Genomic DNA, 18,176 nt, shown 5'->3' with positions numbered 1-18,176 from the left:
TCATGCGCAGTCCTTTTTGTTTTACAGGTTGGAAAATGGTCCGTAATCTCTTTTTTCATGCTGCACGGAAACCCACTTGACTGTTGTGAACTCTTCCAGTACCCAGTGGCCGTTAAAGCGGCCGAGACCGGAGTCCTTTTCACCGCCAAAAGGCATATGCGCTTCATCATTAACAGGCTGGTCATTGACATGGATCATGCCAGTCTCGACCTTGCGGGCAAGCTGAACGCCGCGCTCTAAGGATCCTGAATGAACAGCGCCGCTTAAGCCGTAAGGGAATTCGTTTGCCATGGATAGCACATCCTCCTCATCCTTAAACGGAATCAGGATGGCAACAGGGCCGAAGATTTCATTTTCAGCGAGCGGCATATTATTTCTCACTCCCGTCAGGACAGTTGGCTGCAGAAGGTTTCCGCTTGCTTCCCCGCCTGTCCGGACTTCTGCCCCTTGCTGGACAGTCTTATCAATATCCTCCAGAATCCGATCAACCTGGGACCGGTTAATCAGAGGGCCGATATGTGTTGATTTCTCTTTTGGATCTCCTGCCTGCAGCTTGTTCACGCCCTGGATAAATTTATCTGCAAACTGGTCATAAATATCTTCCTGCACGAAAATCCGGTTCGTAGCCATGCATATTTGCCCCTGGTGATAAAATTTTCCGAATAGAGCTGATTCTACAGCCTGATCAAGATTGGCATCCTCAAGTACAATAAAAACATTGTTGCCGCCAAGCTCAAGGGCTGTCTTTTTCAGTCCCTTCCCAGCGAGCTCGCCAATGTGGCGTCCGACCTCAGTTGAGCCTGTAAAGGAGATAAGGCGCGGTACAGGATGAGCGACAATGGCGTCGCCGATCTCAGAGCCTCTGCCTACAACAACGTTCAGCACACCTTTCGGAAGGCCGGCCTCTTCAAACAAACTGGCAAAAATCAGCCCGCCCGTTACTGGCGTATCTGTTGAAGGTTTTACAACAACGCTGTTTCCTGTGCCGATTGCTGATGCAATGGACCGAATGGCAAGGTGAAAAGGAAAATTCCATGGGCTGATGACTCCGATCACGCCGAGCGGATCGCGATATACCCTGTTTTCCTTTCCAGGTGTCTGTGATGGGAGAATGCTTCCTTCAATTCTGTACGGATATGTGGAAGCTTCCTTCACGATATTCATGGCCGCCTGAAATTCCGCTTCAGCTTTCATTGCGGTGCTGCCAGCCTCTTTGATCAGCCATTCCAAAATAAAGTCCTTGTTTTCATTCATGACCTGCACGAGCTTTTCCAGGACGCCGCGCTTAATTTGAGGAAGTTCCTTGCCCCAGGATTTCTGAGCCTGCTTTGCCTGCTCGTACGCTTCATTTAAATCATCTTCATTCGCCGATTGAATGGTCAATATTTCTTCTTCAGTATATGGGTTAATATTCTTTATCGTTTTTTCGCTTGACCCTTTTCTCCATTCACCATTAATAAAAATATGTTCAAATTGGGTATTCATCAGATCCGCTCCTTTTGCTGCAAATTTGAGTTGAACTTACATGGGCTGCTGAGTCGGTCTTACAATGACTTCATTCACATCAACATGATCCGGCTGCTCACAGGCATAAGCGATGGCCTTGGCAATATCGATGCCTTCAAGCGGCTTCATTTCCTGCTTTTTAAAGGATGCAAGCACATCCTCATCTGTAATGGTATTTGTGAGCTCTGTTGAAACAGCCCCTGGGCTGATGATCGTTGTCCGGATATTATGAGAGGCATTCATTTCTTTTCTCAAACCTTCCGTAATCGCCCTGACAGCATATTTCGTCCCGCTGTACACGGCGCTTCCCGCGCTGACCGTGTGGCCTGCTATAGAAGAAATGTTGATCACATGTCCGCTTTTTTGTTTTTCCATATACGGAAGCACAGCTGCTATTCCGTTCAGGACTCCTTTAATATTCACATCAACCATCTTGTACCACTCATCTGTTTTCAGCTTATTCAAGTAGGAGAGCGGCATTAAACCGGCATTGTTCACAATAACATCAATGCTGCCGAATGTATCTGCTGCCAGCTTCGCTAAATTCTGCATCTCTTCAAGAGAAACAACGTCTGTCGCGGCGTACTCCGCTCTGCCGCCTGCTTTTTCAATGTCATTTTTCAGCTCTTTAAGGCGGTCTTCGCGTCTTGCTGCAAGGACGACATTGTATCCTTTGGAAGCAAGCTCTTTCGCTGTAGCTTCCCCGATGCCGCTGGATGCGCCTGTAATAATAGCTGTTTTGTTTTGTGTCATTTCACTCTCTCCTTATCATCTTTTTTAGTCTGAAAAAACTTGCCCCAACTCTATCATCCGTATTAGACTTTGTAAACCAAATGGACTTAAAGTGTCTAAAGAATGCATAAAAAAACAAAATAATATGCTATAATAGAGATGTAGAGGGGTTGATGGAATGAGGAAAATCGGACCGGAGGAACGCGGGGAAATGAGGCGCGCCTTCGCTAAAAAAATTATGAACGTCATGAGAACAGCAGGATTCGGTTCTCTTAAAATACAGGATTTGGCACAGGCAATGGATGTCAGCAAAGCAACGCTTTATAACTATTTTTCTTCAAAAGAAGATATCATTACAGAAGTTGGGAAGGTCTACCTCGATTACCTCCAGGAGTTTGACGAAAAAATGAAAGACACTGCAAGCTCTTACCAGGAGAGATTCCTCAAGGTTTTTGAACAGCAGGCCTTATCCTCTATATACACCTCTGGCGTTTTTTTAAACGACCTGCGGGCACATTGTCCCTATTTTTATGAAAAAATGAGTGAAGCAAACAAACAGAGGATCATACAGCTTAAATGGTTTTATGAGGAAGGAATGAAAGAAGGTGTCTTCCATTCACTGAATGCTGACATTCTGATCATGCAGGATCAGGCAGCATTTCAAAGAATTTTTGACCCGGGGTTTTTGATCGAGTCAGGTTTAACCTATAAACAGGCGCTCGCAGATTTGCTGAAAATAAAAAGCATCCAGCTTTTAAAAAATGCTGGCGATCTGGATCAGAAACGTGCAGAAGGTATGATGAATCATGTGCTGTACAAGCTATCCAGCTCCAGTATGTAACAGCAGTTTTTCGCCGAAAGAATAGGACTATTGTTTGGACAGGGAGCTGCCTGGGTAGATTGATAATAAACAGAGGAGGGATCTTTTTGAAAAACCTCATTAGAAAAGCCATTAAATGGGCTCCTGTTATCTATCCTATTGCCAAGAAAGTTATCAATAGCAGAAGACGGCCGCGCTGAATAAAGCACCGTTAAGAACCCCCTCCTTATGCAGAGGGGGTTTTCATTTATTTTTTTTGCTTTATAAAAGCGTACACACTTGAAAAATCATCCTGCCCGAAGCCCTGCTGCTTGGCAAGGCCATAGAGCTCCTTAGCGGCACTGGCAAGCGGAAGCGAGATGCCGTTATTGTAGGCAGCCTCTGACACAAGGTGCAGATCCTTTTGCATATGTTCAAGCGGGAATTCGGGATTGAAGCTGTTTTCCAGCAGCTTGCTTTTCTTCCCCTGCAAAAATGGGGCAGCAGTAGCACCGCCAAGAAGGGTATCAAGCACCGTTTCTTTATCAAGCTCCATTGCCTCGCCAAGTGCTACAGCTTCTGAAAAAGCGGCCATGGCCTGGGCAAGCGTCAAATTGATGACGAGCTTCATGGAAGTGCCTTTTCCATTTTCTCCTTGATGCTTAACGGCCTTTCCCATAATGTTCAGCAGCGGTTCTGCTTCTTTTAGATCCTCTTCTTTTCCGCCGACAAGAAAGACGAGCTCGCCTTTCTCGGCAGGAATTTTTGAACCGGCAACAGGTGCATCAAGGAAACGGATGCCGCGCTTTGCCGCCTCTTCAGCCATTTTTCTGGAAAAGTCAGGAGGAACCGTGCTGCAATCAATCCATAAGGAGCCTTCTTTCATACCGGCGAGAAAACCATTTTCCCCAAGCGCTGTTTTTTCCACTGCAGATGGATTCGTCAGCATGGAAAACAGGATGCTGCTCTTTGCAGCTGCCTCTTTTGGTGAGTCAGCCCATGCTGCCCCATTATCCAGCAAATTCTGCGCCTTTTCCTTCGTTCTGTTGTAAACCGTGAGTTCGTGCCCTTCTTTTAACAAATTGCCTGCCATGCTGTTCCCCATGATGCCTGTTCCAATAAATGAAATCATTTTGAGCCATCCTCTCTTTTCGCTGGTTGCACGTCTATTATTCTACCCTTTTCTTAAAATAGCGAACCGAAGGCCCTGAGAGCTGGAAAAAGATTTTTTGCGTTCTATTGCTTAAAATAGGATCAAATAAACATAGAAAATGAGGTGGATGGAATGGATAATCAAGCACTGCCTTTCCGCAAGCTTGGAAACAGCGATGTCAGCATATCGGCCCTTGGGCTCGGATGCTGGCAATTCAGCAAAGGAAATGGGATGGTCGGCAAGTTCTGGCCGTCTATGAAACAGGAAGACATTAATGAAATTATTAAAATCTGCTATGAGGGGGGGATCAACTGGTTCGACACGGCAGAGGCTTATGGAAAAGGGCAGTCAGAAGAGGCGCTTGGCGATGCTCTCAATGAGCTTGGAGCAGAAGATGCTCTTGTAGCAACAAAGTGGTGGCCGCTGCTTCGCACGGCTAAGAATATTCCGCGGACAATTGATCAGCGGCTTCAGGCACTGAAGGGAAGAAAAATCGACCTCTATCAGGTTCATCAGCCTTATTCCTTTTCAAGTGCTGAGAAAGAGATGAATGCGATGGCAGATCTGTTGGAAGAGGGGAAAATCGGGCACGCAGGGGTCAGCAATTTTAATGCTGCAAGCATGAGAAAGGCACATGAGGCCCTGCAGAAGAGAGGGTTTCAGCTTTCATCCAACCAAGTAAAGTACAGTTTGCTTGATCGGAGAATCGAGGAAAATGGCATCTTGGAAGCTGCCAGGGAGATTGGGGCAACCATTATTGCCTATTCTCCATTAGAGCAGGGAATCCTGTCAGGGAAGTTCCACCGCCAGCCTGAGCTGCTGAAAAATTTGTCTGGTCCTCGCAAGCATTTTTCCCAGTTCAAAGGAAAGGCTCTCGCCAAATCCCTTCCGCTCATTGACCTGCTTGAAAAGCTCGGGGAGGAGTACGGCGTGAAGCCGGGACAGGTCGCGCTAAACTGGCTGATTCGCTATCACGGCGATACAGTAGTAGCAATCCCGGGGGCCTCCAAGCTTCGCCATGCAAAAGAAAACATCGGAACTCTCCGCTTTTCCCTGTCTGATGCCCACATGGAAGAAATTGATGCTATGTCAAAGAAAGTGACAAAGGGATAAAAAAGGAGAAATACACAAAAACAGCACTTTAGGTTTCTTCGGTAAGCACAGCTGAGGCTTTGCAGCAGCTGATGAAGCGGAAAAACTGAAGAAAGATAATAATAAAACTCTATCCAATTTTCGGATAGAGTTTTTTTTGTCAGTCAGAATTGATGTTTGGGGTTTCATGCACATCATTAGGGGTATGAAAAACCATTTCACCGCCGTAATAGCCTGTCATTGTCAATGATCCGGCTCCTAACAGGCAAAGGATCAAAATAACCGGCACAAGAAATGAGCCCTTTTTGAAGCGGCCGAATATTTTCAGCAGGATGACGATGGCAAAGATAACAAGTGTAATTTTGGCAAACAATTCATGGGTATGGACGAGCGGCTCAATCGCATCCCCTTTTGTTTTTTCGGCAAAATGCTCTGCGCCGTCTCCTGTCAAATAAGAGACAAAGGCTGTGACCCAGCCGAGAGACAAAAGGAGCATAGCGGTTTTATTAAAGTAGTCCGGCTTCCATAAGGCAAGAAATTGGGCAATCACTCCAAACGTCAGAAAGGCAATTGGAAAATGAACAAGAATGGGATGAATGGGGGTAAACACGAGATCAGCTCCTTTTAGATCAGTCAATTCATTATAACCGGTGATATTTAAAAATAGATTAAAAAAACCTGTGCCTCCCCTTCATAGAAAAAACGATATAATTAAATTAAAAAGCTTTCACAGGGATTTTAGGAAGGGGCAGTTGCGGCATGCAGTTAAGAAAGGCAGCAAGAGAAGATGAAATGTTTCTAAGGCTCTGGCTTGATAATGAAAGAGATTGCGAGTTTGCTGTGAATAAAAAGGTTTATACGTCAGATGACTTTTTTAGCTGGCTGGATGCTGAAGACCAGCATGGCTATTTTCTATTAAACGAACAGCAGGAACCTTTAGCCTATGGAGAAATTTGGGTAGACGAAGCGGAAAAAGATCTGGAATTTGCCCATCTCGTGGTAGCTCCAAATAAACGCAGCCAGGGAGTGGGGAAAATCTTAATTAGCCGATTAGAAAAAGAAGCGGATAAGTTTGATTTTCCCGTGATTTATATGAGAGTAAACCCAGATAATGCACAAGCCATCAGCTGCTACGTTAAAGGCGGGTTTGAAATCCAAGAACAGTTTGAAAGCATGCCAGACAGCAAATGGACCTGGCTTAAAAAGGATTTAATATGAAAAGCTTTGCTTAGCAAAGCTTTTTTAAATGTTTCGAAATAGGGGAAAACTAGTAATAAATAGGCATAAATACTTTACTATCATAATTTTAAAGTTATCTAAAAAGTAAAACATTTTAAGAGTCATTTGGTTAAATTAGTAGTCTAATAGCTTTTTAGGTAAAAATTCGATAAAATTCCTCAAAATTCTACAAAAAAAGTAAAACGCTTACTTGATAATTAAGTGGGGAGATTGTATTATAAATATTGCAGAAATAAAAAGTTATTTCTGGAAGAGAATTTTATTTTTTCTAAATAATACCTGTTAGAAAAGGCCTAAATAGATTCTGGTTCTCTTGGAATAAATACTCGGAGGGAAAATGATGCAAATACTCTTTTTTATCACTGGGCTGCTGCTTGTGTTTGTGCTCGGTTATGCTGCGAGCTACAACCGCAAAGGCATTAAGCTGAAGCCGATTCTCATTATGCTTGCCGCTCAGATTGTTCTGACCTTTTTGCTGCTTAATACTGGATTTGGCGTAGCTGTTATCAGTGCCATTTCACAAACGTTCAGTAAGCTGATGGAGCTTGCTATCAGCGGGGTAGATTTTGTTTTCGGAGGACTTGAGAACGCGAAGGCTTCCACGTTCTTCCTTGATGTTCTGCTGCCGATTATTTTTATCTCAGTTTTGATCGGTATATTGAACCACTTTAAAATTCTTCCGTTTATTATCAAGTATGTTGGACTTGTTTTAAGCAAATTAAACGGAATGGGCAAACTGGAGAACTATATTGCTGTTTCTTCAGCATTCCTCGGGCAATCAGAGGTTTTCCTGACGACTAAAAAACAGCTTGGCCTTGTATCAAAAAGACGCCTTTATACACTTTGCACCTCTGCAATGAGTGCTGTCAGTGTATCAATTGTCGGCGCTTATATGACAATGCTTGAACCGAAGTATGTTGTGATTGCGATAGTACTGAACATCCTTTCCGCATTGATTATTGCTAACATCATCAACCCTTATTCTCTTGAAGAAGAGGGAGATCAGTTGATTGTCGAAGAGGAAAAAGTTCGTCCTTCCTTCTTCCAGATGATTTCAGACAGCATCATGGATGGTTTGAAAGTAGCCATTATTGTAGCTGCCATGCTGATTGGTTTTATCGCATTGATTAACTTTATTAACTTCCTGTTTACGATTATTTTCCATGTTTCGTTTGAAACGATTCTTGGCTACATCTTCTCACCGGTCGCGTTCCTTATGGGTGTGCCGCTCGGAGAAGCCGCGAAAGCCGGAAGCATTATGGCCACTAAGATGGTAACAAACGAGTTTGTTGCAATGCTGAACTTCCAGGGAATCGCAAAAGGACTTTCAGACCGTACAGTTGCGATCGTGTCAGTATTCCTTGTCAGCTTTGCCAACTTCAGCTCTGTCGGGATCATTACCGGCTCTGTGCGCGCACTGCAGGAAAAGCAGGGCGAACAGGTCGCTAAATTCGGCATGAAGCTTCTGCTTGGTTCCACTCTAGCCTCCATTCTTTCCGCAACAGTTATTGGATTGTTCATTGGATGGTAAATAAAAAAGCCCAGCGCTGCTGGGCTTTTTTTGTTTTTGGTTGGGTTTTCGGATTTTTGCGCAAGCAGCTGTCAGGGCTGGACGAGCGGCTTGCGCTTTTCTAAATTGTCCAGCTCCAGCGCCTAGCCCCTCGAGTCGCTTCCGCTTTTCTAAATTGTCCAGCTCCAGCGCCTAGCCCCTCGAGTCGCTTCCGCTTTTCTAAATTGTCCAGCTCCAGCGCCTAGCCCCTCGAGTCGCTTCCGCTTTTCTGAATTGTCCAGCTCCAGCCGCTAGCCCCTCGAGTCGCTTCATAAAAATCCCAAAAGTCAAAACCGGACTTTTCGGATTTTTGCTCCAGCGCTTGTCGGGGCTGAACGAGCGGCTTGCGCACTTCTAATAAGCCAAGCCAACAGAGCAGTTAATGTATTCGTTGTCCAACAGGGCGTTGAGGAGGAAGTGGGCTGTGTCGCTGCGTGTGATTCGCTGGCCTCCCTCAGGGACTCCTTCCAATGCTTTTCGGTATTTTTTTGTCATAGGTCCGTCATCGAGTCTCATTGGCCGCGCGATTGTCCAATCAAGTCCGCTGTTTGAGAGGATGTCAGCCGCCCGCTTGTGATCTTCCAATACATTCCGCAAGATAAACATCGCCATTTTTCCTCTTGCTCCAGGAATTTCATTGTAAATTCCGGCAGAGGCCACATAGGCTATTCTTTTCACGTTATGCTTCAGCAAGGCGGCTGTTATGTTTTCAGCCATATGAGAAAGGTCTGTTGTTTTTCCCAGTCCGTTTGCTCCTAGGCAGGAAACAGCAGCATCGTGCCCGGCAGCAGCGTTTTCAGCAGTTTCCTTGTCCAGGGCATCTCCTTTTATAATGCGAAGCCTTTCCCCTTGCACGGTAAGTTTTTCTGGATTCCTGACAAAGGCAGTGACAAAGTGTCCTTCCTTTAAGGCAAGCTGTACAAATTGGGTTCCTGTCTTTCCGGATGCGCCAAATACAATAATTTTCATGTTTCATCCCCCCATCTATCGCTTCTTGCTTGTTCTAAAGTTTACCGAAATCGTCCTTTACCGGCAAGCGGAAAGGCTGTTTGGCTGACTTGCGGCTATCTTGTGAAATTTGTGCGTTAGAAAATCTAACAACTCATTTTCTCTGTGAGGTTAGCTGACGATATAATGCGACATATCAACAAATAAAAAATAGCTTCACATGGAAAGAAACGTAACATTAAAAGAAATTGGGGGGAAGACGAATGCAAATTGGCGATACGGTATTTATGTTTTTAGGGACGGTTATGGTCATGCTGATGATTCCCGGGCTGGCACTTTTTTACGGAGGCATGGTCCGGAGCAAAAATGTTCTGAGCACAACGATGCACAGCTACGGGTCGATGGCCATCGTTTCTATTCTTTGGATCTTAATCGGCTACTCGATCGCATTTGGTCCGAATGGAAATGCTTTTATCGGGAGCCTTGACTGGGCCGGGCTCAACGGTGTTTCTTTTACACCGAATGAGGATTACAGCGCGACCATTCCTCATAATCTCTACATGATGTTTCAGCTGATGTTCGCAGCCCTCACGCCTGCCATCATATCAGGAGCTTTCGCTGAAAGAATGAGATTTTCAGCATTCGTTCTTTTCACTGCCTTATGGTCGATTATCGTTTATGCTCCTGTTGCCCACTGGGTATGGGGTGTCGGCGGCTGGCTCAGAGAACTGGGGGCGCTTGATTTTGCCGGAGGCAACGTTGTTCACATTTCTTCAGGTGTCGCGGGTCTCGTGCTTGCTCTTATACTTGGAAAAAGAAAGGATGCCGAGAGCACCACGCCTCATCAGCTTCCATTTACTGTTTTGGGAGGCGGGCTGCTCTGGTTCGGATGGTTCGGGTTTAACGTAGGCAGCTCCCTATCTCTGAATGAAGTGGCATTAACCGCTTTTATCAATACGAACACAGCCGCTTCAGCAGGAATTGCCGGATGGATGGCATGCGAATGGTTTATTAATAAAAAGCCGACAATGCTTGGAGCTGTCAGCGGTGCTGTCGCAGGGCTCGTTGCCATTACCCCGGCCTGCGGTTTTGTGACTCCTGCTGCCTCAGTCCTAATTGGAGCAGTCAGCAGTATTTTATGCTACTGGTTTGTCACTTCTGCAAAAAAGAAGCTTGGATTTGATGATGCTCTTGACGCCTTTGGCCTTCATGGAATCGGCGGTACATGGGGCGGTATTGCAACAGGCTTGTTTGCTTCAAAGGCGGTAAATGAAGCTGGTGCAAATGGTCTGTTTTACGGAGATCCAAGTCTGCTTGGAAAACAGCTTATCGCCATCGTCGCTACTTACCTCTTTGTTGGTGCTGCCACCTTTGTCATTGTTAAGGTGATCAATGTATTTCTGCCAATCAGGGCTACAGAAGAAGAGGAATCCATTGGCCTGGATATTACCATGCATGGGGAAAGAGGATATCACGAGTCCGTATAATGCCTGGCAATCAACTTTATAAAGAAAAGGTGATGGGAATGAGCGGGAAGCTGACAAAAATAGAGATTATTACGAGACCAGGGAAATTCGATGAACTGAAAGACGAATTAGCGAAGATCGGAGTAAGCGGCATTACTGTTACAAATGCTGTGGGCGCTGGTTTGCAAAAGGGCTTCACCGAGACCTACAGGGGGAAAAAACGGGAAGTGACTGTACTTCAGCGGATTAAAGTAGAAACAGTGGTTTGTGAAGTTCCTGTACAGCAGGTAATCGACACGGCACGCAGAGTGTGCAGCACAGGAAAGCCTGGAGACGGAAAAATATTTGTCTACGAATTATCAAATGCTATCAAGATCCGTACAGGTGAAGAGGGCGTTGATGCACTGAGCAATAAAGAATAGGATGAGCAGGCTGGCGTTAAAGGGTCGCCAGCCTTTTTTTAATAGGATTTGGAACCTGCGTGCGATTAGAATGTTCTGCAAAAAAAGCCTGCTTTTCACCTGAAAAGTGCTTCACCTGCGTCTTTTTTTAATACAGTCAGTCAAAAAAGGAAAATAATTCAAAAAATAGAAGGAAACCTGTTCTTTAAGGAGAATAGGTAAGAGACTCTTTTTTAATTTCTGAACATTCTAAATAAACTGGCGAATACATAGGGAGGCAGAATAGGGAACCTCTGCGCATTGATTCGTACGAAAGGAGGCCTGCAATGATTTCTTTTAAGCACGTAAACAAGCATTATGGCGATTTTCAAGTTCTAAAAGATATTAATATGGAGGTTCGCGAAGGAGAGGTTGTGACGGTTGTCGGTCCCTCAGGGTCTGGGAAGAGCACGATGCTGCGCTGCATCAACAGGCTTGAAACCATTACTGATGGAGAGCTGACAGTCAATAACCAATCGGTTAATGATAAGAAAATGAATATTAACAATCTCCGGAAGAACATCGGAATGGTTTTCCAGCATTTTAACCTGTATCCGCATATGACAGTCCTGGAAAACATCACATTGGCCCCTAAAAAGGCGCTGAATGTTCCGGCAGCAGAAGCAAAGAAAACCGCTATGCTTTATTTAGAGAAAGTCGGCATCCCTGATAAAGCCGATTCCTATCCGTCCCAGCTTTCGGGCGGGCAGCAGCAGCGTGTCGCAATAGCGAGGGGGCTTGCGATGAAGCCGAAAATCATGCTTTTTGATGAGCCGACCTCAGCGCTTGATCCAGAAATGATCGGTGAAGTGCTTGATGTTATGAAAAAACTGGCCAAAGAAGGTATGACAATGGTTGTTGTCACGCACGAAATGGGTTTTGCCAGAGAAGTTGCCAACCGGATTGTCTTTATGGATGAAGGCAGAATTTTGGAAGACAGTGAACCGCAATCATTTTTTCTGAATCCAAAAGAAGAACGGGCGAAAATGTTTCTGAGCCGAATCCTGAATCACTGATAGGCCTCATTTAGCAAGTTTAATAGGTTTTGTGAAAAAACAGCACAAGGGGGATATAAGATGAAGAAAAAGTATTGGCTGATGGGATTGGTGCTGGCGTTTCTGCTGGCGCTTGTAACTGGGTGCGGAAGCGGAGCGAGCGGGAATGCTTCAAACGATACGCTTGATGCCATTAAAAAGAGGGACAAGCTGGTTATTGGGGTGAAGTATGATACCAATTTGTTCGGCTATAAAGATCCTTCATCAGGAAAAGTAGAAGGCTTTGATGTCGATATTGCCAAAGCGCTTGCGAAAAAGCTTTTAGGGGATGAATCAAAGCTTGAGCTGAAGGAAGTCACCTCCAAAACACGTGTCCAAATGCTGAAAAACGGTGATGTAGATGCACTGATTGCCACGATGACCATTACGGAAGAGCGCAAGAAGGAAGTTAATTTCACAGATGTTTATTTCATGGCAGGCCAATCTCTGCTTGTTAAAAAAGGAAGCCCGATTAAGAGTATCGAAGATTTAAAAAAAGGGACAAAGGTTCTTGCCGTAAAAGGGTCCACATCTGTTACTAACATTAAAGAGAAAGCACCTGATGCAGAGGTACTTGAATTTGAAAACTATTCTGAAGCCTTTACTGCTTTAAAAGCAGGCCAGGGAGATGCACTGACAACAGACAACTCCATCCTTTACGGTATGGCAGACCAAGATTCCAATTTTGAGCTTACAGGGGAACCATTTACAGAAGAGCCTTATGGAATTGCGGTCAAAAAAGGGGACGACAAGTTTACCAAATACATCAATGATTTTCTGAAAGAAATCAAATCGAATGGCGAATATGACAAAATCAAAGCAAAGTGGATAAAAGAAGAGTAGAATGCCTGCGGCGGATGAACCGGTTCATCCGCTTTTTCTGTCATATTAACCAGTAAAGGAGACAGCTTATGCTCGATTTTTCCATTTTTACAAATCATGCAGGGGAGTTTTTGACGGGATTTGGAAATACAGTGAAGGCCAGCGTCATTGCTCTGGTGTGCAGCTTTATCTTCGGTGTGATCATAGCTGTCATGAGAATCTCTCCGTTCCGTATACTGCGCTGGATTGGAACGGCTTATGTAGAATTCATCCGCAACATTCCGCTTCTGCTAATTGCCTTTTTTATTTTCTTCGCCCTTCCCTCTGTCGGGTTGAAATTTGACGGGTTTCTAGGGGGAACAGCAGCCTTATCGATATATACAGCTTCCTTTATTGCTGAAGCGATCCGGGCGGGAATCCAGTCGATTGATAAGGGACAAATGGAAGCAGGGCGTTCTTCTGGACTGACTTACCTGCAGGCTATGCGGTATATCATCCTGCCGCAGGCAATTAAAATAGTTATTCCTCCGCTTGGAAATCAATTTATTAATCTTGTAAAAAACTCGTCGATTCTTGGAGTGATTACAGGGTTGGATCTGATGTACTTCGGAGATGCAGTTTATTCTCGTACATACTCAGTATTTGAAGTATATATCATTGTGGCGCTGTTTTACCTTGTTTTAACTATCCCGCTGAGCCTTTTTGTGGGATATCTTGAAAAACGGCTCAGCGCCAGCAGCTAAAGGAGGGAGCATCATTGGATTTTGCAGGAGCATATTCCGCAGGCAATCTTGCTTATTTGTTTCAGGGTTTGCTGATGACATTGTTTGTAGCCTTTTTAGCCATCATTCTAAGCTTTTTGATCGGCGGTTTCCTCGGAATTATTCGATACGCAAAAATTCCCGTTGCCTCAAAGGTGACAGCTATAGCAGTAGAGACCATCCGAAATCTTCCTCTGCTGCTGATTATTTTCTTTATCCATCTTGCCCTTCCTGAATTTAATATAAGACTTGGAATTATAGGGTCTGCCATTACGGGACTAACGATATTTGAGGCTGCCATGCTGTCTGAGATTATCCGGAGCGGCTTGAATTCGATCGAAAAAGGGCAGATAGAAGCAGCGCGTTCTTCTGGTATGACATGGGTGCAGACGATGCAGCATATTATCCTTCCTCAGGCATTAAGAAGAATGGTGCCGCCCATTGTCAGCCAATTCATCTCGCTGCTGAAGGATACATCGCTCGCAACTGTTATTATGCTGCCGGAACTTATGCACAATGGACAGGGTGTTTATGCGAAAAACGTAAATTATGTCATTCCTATTTATTTGCTGCTTGCCCTTATTTACTTTGTGATTAACTTTAGTCTTTCTCTCGTGGCAAAGAGGCTGGAAACCAGGGAAAGGAAAAACACGAAAACAACAGGAAAGGTTTTGCCTGCCAAAGACAAGGCAGCCATGCAGGGGTAAGTTTGTTTCAGGTCTGCGATTATAAAAGAAAGGTGTGCATTCCTATGACAGAGCTGACAACGCTTGGCGGTCCAAGGCTGCTGAATTACTTAAGGTTCAGAAAAGATCCTCTTGCCTTTCTGTATGAAACCCAGTTTGTCAGTGATATCGTATCGGTTAATTCAAGCTCTAAAACGCCTTCCTATATCGTTCATTCTCCTGAAGCCGCAAGAGAAATCCTGTCTGCGAAGGAGGGGTTTTTCAGAAAAGGGTCATCCGCCAAGGTGCTTGGCAAAACACTTGGAGAAGGGGTGCTCACATCTGAAGAACCGGAGCACCGCAGGCAAAGAAAGCTGATGCAGCCAGCTTTTCATAAACGGCAGATTGCCCTTTATGCAGAAGCTGTTACGCGTTATGCGAACGGGCTGCTTTCCGAGTGGAAAAGCGGTGAAGCGAGAGACATTTCCCGGGACATGATGAATCTGACTCTGAATATTATTTTAAAAACCATGTTTGGTAAAGATTTGTCAAAAGGCGATTCAGCCGCGATTACGAAAGCTGTCAGCGATGTGATTGAAAAAACCGCAGAAACTCTGCTTTCTCCATTGGAGCTCCCTGATTCACTTCCGACTAAAAAGAATAGAAAGTATAAAAAGGGCCTTCAATCTCTCGATGAACTGGCCGAAAAGATGATACAAGAAGCAGACCCAGAGGGAGATCATTTGCTCGCATTGCTGCTGAAAGCCCAGTATGAGGATGGGAGCTCTATATCCAGAGATGAAATTAGAGACCAGATTTTAACGATCCTTATAGCAGGACACGAAACAACTTCAAATGCCTTATCATGGATCTGGTACCTGCTTGCCAGCCATCCGGAGGTACAGGCGAGGTTTTATGAGGAGCTTAACTCTGTTGCACCGGACAGGCTTCCATCGTATGAAGATATTCCAAAGCTTGTTTACACGCAGCAGATCATTAACGAATCACTTCGGCTTTATCCTGCAGCCTGGATTATTCTGCGGGAGGCTAAGGAAGAGGTGGAGCTGGCAGGGCATTTGTTTTCAAAAAACTCTATCTTTATGATCAGCCCCTATGCCATTCACCGCAATGAATCATTGTTTTTTCATCCGCTTCTCTTCCAGCCGGAAAGGTTTGCTAAAGAAAATAAGCGCTCACTGCCTCCGTTTGGCTATCTTCCCTTCGGCGCTGGTTCAAGAGGCTGCATTGGGAGCCAGTTTGCGATGATGGAAATGGTCCTCATTATGGCGGTGATCGGCAGAGAGTTCGAAATCCATCTCCAGCATGCAAATCAGGAGGCTGTACCTGAACCGCTCGTTTCCTTGAGGATAAAAGGCGGATTAAAGGTAAATCCTATTTCAAGGAAGCTGTCACGCTAAAGAATGTATACAGTTGGAGGGAATTTTTTTGGCACAGATCAATTTATCAAGCCCTGAAATTTCTGCATTGTGGAGCACTTATATCCAGGAAAGCGCTTCGCAGTGCTTTTTGAAGCATTTTTTGACAAGCATGGAGGATGAGCAAATTGATCCGATATTGAAGGAAGCTCTCCAGCTTTCAGAAGACATCATGGAAAGAATCAAACAGCTTTTTCAGGAGGAGGCCTTCCCTGTGCCGGACGGCTTTTCAGACAGGGATGTGAATCCGGATGCACCGCCGCTTTTTACTGATCTGTTTGCCTTATCCTATGTCTACCGGATGAGCCAGCTATCCATTCACAGCTATGCTTCAAGCCTGACAGTTGTTGCTCGGACAGACCTTTTAACCTTTTTTGTGGAACAGCAATCAAATCAGGTGATTCTCTATGAAAAATCTGTCAAGCTCATGCTGGAAAAAGGTATTTATGACAGACCTCCAAAAATTCCTTATCCAGACAAAGTGAAATATGCTGAGCAAAAGTCTTATCTGGGCCACTATTTTGGAGAAAAGCGTCCGCTGAACACTATTGAACTAAGTGAAATGTTTTTTACTATAGAAAAGAATTACATAGGGATGATCTTTCTTGAGGGATTAATTCAGGCAGCGAACGACGATGACGTGAGGCATTATCTGCTCAAGGGCAAACACCTCGCCCAGATGCAAATTGATGTATTTAATAAGGTGCTGAAAGAAGAGGGGCATTTTGGAACCATCCCCGTATCAAAGGAAACAACAGCCTCAGTAGTTATGCCCTTTTCATCAAAGCTTGTTCTCTTTTCTGTCGCAGCTGCATCCGGATCGGCCCTCGCGCTAATAGGCAGTGCCATCTCTTTCGGACTTCGCAAAGACATAGCAGCCCACTACCTCTTTGTAGCAAAAGACATCATCTCATTCTGCGAAGAAGGAGCCAAACTGATGATCAAAAGAGGCTGGTACGAACAACCACCGCAAGCTCCTAATAGGAGAGAGTAATGTTTCATGTGAAACATTAGGAAAGCGGTAGCGCCTTGACCAGCCCCATTGTAAAACCTCCCGGACAATACAGGAGGTTTTTTGCGCTTAACGTTAAGCTGCCCGAATTTCTCTGGAGGATGTGTTCCACAGTTCTGTCCATTTCCTGATCGCAATGAACATGATGACGAGCCCAAATATAAGCATGATGATGGAAAGGACGCTGTTCAGCATCTTCAAGCTACCTATTTTTACATGAAATCGGGATGTTAACTCTTTATTTGCAGGGTAAATGGAGACTATATATAGGTAAAGTAAGGAGGAACAACGTGACCGGCTTTCATGAAGTGTTTATCCAGATCCTTGTCCTTTTAGCTGTTTCGATCGCGGTTATTGCAGTGGCCAAGCTGTTCAACAGACCTTATTCTATTGCGCTTGTACTGGCGGGTTTGATCATTGGTCTGGCAGATATTCCATTTTTAGAAGCTTCGAAAGACTATATCACCCAGTCGCATATATTCCAGTCTGTCATTATTTCATTATTTTTGCCGATTCTTTTAGGAGATGCGTCAATTAAGCTTCCTTACAGCCATCTCAAGCGGGAAAGAAAACCAGTACTGCTTCTTTCCTTTGCAGGCACATTTGCTGCCTATCTTTGTGTCGGTTTTGGAGCTTATTTTTTTCTCGATATGCCTGTCATAAGCGCCTTTACTTTTGCTGCATTGATGAGTGCAACAGATCCGATCAGTGTGATCTCCATTTTTAAGTCTCTTGGTGTTCCTGAAAAAATTGTCACCATTATTGAAGGAGAATCACTCTTTAATGACGGGGTAGCCATTGTCCTTTTTCAAATTTCATCTCTTTACCTGATTTCTTACTTAAGCATGGGCATTGCAGGGGCTGGAAGCGGTCTTCTCATGTTTATTACCTTCAGTGCAGGAGGGGTGCTGCTCGGGGCAGCGATGGGGTATCTCTTTTCACAGATCATCCGGCTTTATGATGATTATCCTCTTGAGATTGCCCTTTCTGCGTTAATGTTCTTTGCAAGCTACTTTATTGCAGAGCACCTTAACGTATCTGGTGTTATAGCGGTTGTAACAGGGGGGATTATTTTTGGAAATTATGGAGCAAAGGTCGGTATGTCAGAAACAACAAAAACCAATATCAATTCCTTCTGGGATACCATTACCCTGATTGCCAATTCGCTGATTTTTCTTATGATTGGTCTTGAAGTGAAAAACATTAACTTTACAGACAAGTGGGGCCTTATAGTCATTGCCATCCTTATCGTACTCATCAGCAGAACTATTGCTGTATACGGCGTCCTTTCGTTTTTAAAAGGAATTGGACCAAAATCAAAGATCCTTTTAAATTGGGGAGGGCTGAGAGGAAGTCTCTCTATTGCGCTTGCATTGAGTTTGCCTGCATCCTTCTCAGGAAGGGATGAAATTCTCGTCCTGACGTTCAGTGTTGTCTTGTTTTCCTTGCTGATCCAAGGGATGACGATTGAACCGCTCATTCGAAGGCTAAAGGCACGCAGCTCTTCAAACTAAAAACTTGA

General features: G+C 44.6%; 18 protein-coding genes. 13 read left to right on the top strand and 5 right to left on the bottom strand.

What is annotated here, in order from left to right:
• Positions 1-21: 21 nt before the first annotated feature.
• Both LRR81_RS11040 and LRR81_RS11035 read right to left on the bottom strand, forming a co-directional pair.
• Complete coding sequence (locus LRR81_RS11040; RefSeq protein ID WP_231789424.1) at positions 22-1,485, bottom strand: aldehyde dehydrogenase family protein; 1,464 nt, start codon at positions 1,483-1,485, stop codon at positions 22-24.
• 36 nt (positions 1,486-1,521) lie between these two features.
• Complete coding sequence (locus LRR81_RS11035; protein ID WP_231789423.1) at positions 1,522-2,259, bottom strand: SDR family oxidoreductase; 738 nt, start codon at positions 2,257-2,259, stop codon at positions 1,522-1,524.
• 157 nt (positions 2,260-2,416) lie between these two features.
• Here LRR81_RS11035 and LRR81_RS11030 point away from each other — a divergent pair, with 157 nt between their 5' ends.
• The gene (locus LRR81_RS11030; protein ID WP_231789422.1) at positions 2,417-3,079 is read left to right on the top strand and encodes a TetR/AcrR family transcriptional regulator; all 663 of its coding nucleotides are present in this window, start codon (positions 2,417-2,419) and stop codon (positions 3,077-3,079) included.
• Positions 3,080-3,305: 226 nt separating this feature from the next.
• Here the strand turns inward: LRR81_RS11030 and LRR81_RS11025 are convergent, their stop codons facing one another.
• The gene (locus LRR81_RS11025; protein WP_231789421.1) at positions 3,306-4,169 is read right to left on the bottom strand and encodes an NAD(P)-dependent oxidoreductase; all 864 of its coding nucleotides are present in this window, start codon (positions 4,167-4,169) and stop codon (positions 3,306-3,308) included.
• A gap of 153 nt (positions 4,170-4,322) precedes the next feature.
• Here LRR81_RS11025 and LRR81_RS11020 point away from each other — a divergent pair, with 153 nt between their 5' ends.
• The gene (locus tag LRR81_RS11020) at positions 4,323-5,303 is read left to right on the top strand and encodes an aldo/keto reductase (RefSeq protein WP_231789420.1); all 981 of its coding nucleotides are present in this window, start codon (positions 4,323-4,325) and stop codon (positions 5,301-5,303) included.
• Positions 5,304-5,442: 139 nt separating this feature from the next.
• Here LRR81_RS11020 and LRR81_RS11015 read toward each other — a convergent pair whose 3' ends face one another.
• Complete coding sequence (locus tag LRR81_RS11015) at positions 5,443-5,892, bottom strand: DUF2231 domain-containing protein (RefSeq protein WP_231789419.1); 450 nt, start codon at positions 5,890-5,892, stop codon at positions 5,443-5,445.
• A 149-nt stretch (positions 5,893-6,041) separates the two neighbouring features.
• Between LRR81_RS11015 and LRR81_RS11010 the strand changes: the two genes are divergently transcribed.
• Both LRR81_RS11010 and LRR81_RS11005 read left to right on the top strand, forming a co-directional pair.
• Positions 6,042-6,500: a GNAT family N-acetyltransferase gene (locus LRR81_RS11010; protein ID WP_231789418.1), complete on the top strand. Its 459-nt coding sequence runs from the start codon at positions 6,042-6,044 to the stop codon at positions 6,498-6,500.
• Positions 6,501-6,861: 361 nt separating this feature from the next.
• Positions 6,862-8,052, top strand: coding sequence for a NupC/NupG family nucleoside CNT transporter (locus LRR81_RS11005; protein ID WP_231789417.1), 1,191 nt, complete (start codon positions 6,862-6,864; stop codon positions 8,050-8,052).
• Between the two features lie 372 nt (positions 8,053-8,424).
• Here the strand turns inward: LRR81_RS11005 and LRR81_RS11000 are convergent, their stop codons facing one another.
• Positions 8,425-9,039 carry an NAD(P)-dependent oxidoreductase gene (locus tag LRR81_RS11000; RefSeq protein WP_231789416.1) on the bottom strand — a complete coding sequence of 205 codons (615 nt, stop codon included), beginning with the start codon at positions 9,037-9,039 and terminating at the stop codon, positions 8,425-8,427.
• A 242-nt stretch (positions 9,040-9,281) separates the two neighbouring features.
• Between LRR81_RS11000 and LRR81_RS10995 the strand changes: the two genes are divergently transcribed.
• The 9 genes from LRR81_RS10995 to LRR81_RS10955 all read left to right on the top strand — a co-directional run bounded on the left by LRR81_RS10995 (position 9,282) and on the right by LRR81_RS10955 (position 18,168).
• Positions 9,282-10,505: an ammonium transporter gene (locus tag LRR81_RS10995; RefSeq protein WP_231789415.1), complete on the top strand. Its 1,224-nt coding sequence runs from the start codon at positions 9,282-9,284 to the stop codon at positions 10,503-10,505.
• A 38-nt stretch (positions 10,506-10,543) separates the two neighbouring features.
• The gene (locus LRR81_RS10990) at positions 10,544-10,906 is read left to right on the top strand and encodes a P-II family nitrogen regulator (RefSeq protein WP_231789433.1); all 363 of its coding nucleotides are present in this window, start codon (positions 10,544-10,546) and stop codon (positions 10,904-10,906) included.
• 305 nt (positions 10,907-11,211) lie between these two features.
• A complete protein-coding gene (locus LRR81_RS10985) occupies positions 11,212-11,940 on the top strand; it encodes an amino acid ABC transporter ATP-binding protein (protein ID WP_231789414.1) in 729 nt (242 codons plus the stop codon).
• 60 nt (positions 11,941-12,000) lie between these two features.
• Positions 12,001-12,801 (top strand): transporter substrate-binding domain-containing protein, encoded by an 801-nt coding sequence (locus LRR81_RS10980; protein WP_231789413.1) that lies wholly within the window; start codon positions 12,001-12,003, stop codon positions 12,799-12,801.
• Between the two features lie 68 nt (positions 12,802-12,869).
• Complete coding sequence (locus LRR81_RS10975) at positions 12,870-13,523, top strand: amino acid ABC transporter permease (protein WP_231789412.1); 654 nt, start codon at positions 12,870-12,872, stop codon at positions 13,521-13,523.
• 14 nt (positions 13,524-13,537) lie between these two features.
• Positions 13,538-14,248 (top strand): amino acid ABC transporter permease, encoded by a 711-nt coding sequence (locus tag LRR81_RS10970; RefSeq protein WP_231789411.1) that lies wholly within the window; start codon positions 13,538-13,540, stop codon positions 14,246-14,248.
• A gap of 44 nt (positions 14,249-14,292) precedes the next feature.
• Entirely contained in the window at positions 14,293-15,624 is a 1,332-nt protein-coding gene (locus LRR81_RS10965) for a cytochrome P450 (RefSeq protein WP_231789410.1), read from the top strand.
• A gap of 28 nt (positions 15,625-15,652) precedes the next feature.
• Complete coding sequence (locus tag LRR81_RS10960) at positions 15,653-16,636, top strand: DUF3231 family protein (RefSeq protein WP_231789409.1); 984 nt, start codon at positions 15,653-15,655, stop codon at positions 16,634-16,636.
• A gap of 308 nt (positions 16,637-16,944) precedes the next feature.
• Positions 16,945-18,168, top strand: coding sequence for a cation:proton antiporter (locus LRR81_RS10955; RefSeq protein WP_231789408.1), 1,224 nt, complete (start codon positions 16,945-16,947; stop codon positions 18,166-18,168).
• The last annotated feature ends 8 nt before the right edge of the window (positions 18,169-18,176 follow it).

Origin of the sequence: Metabacillus kandeliae (genome assembly GCF_021166585.1) — a bacterium.
GTDB lineage: Bacteria > Bacillota > Bacilli > Bacillales > Bacillaceae > Metabacillus_B > Metabacillus_B kandeliae.
Note: the sequence above shows the minus strand (reverse complement) of the source record. Positions and strands in the feature narration are given on the sequence as shown.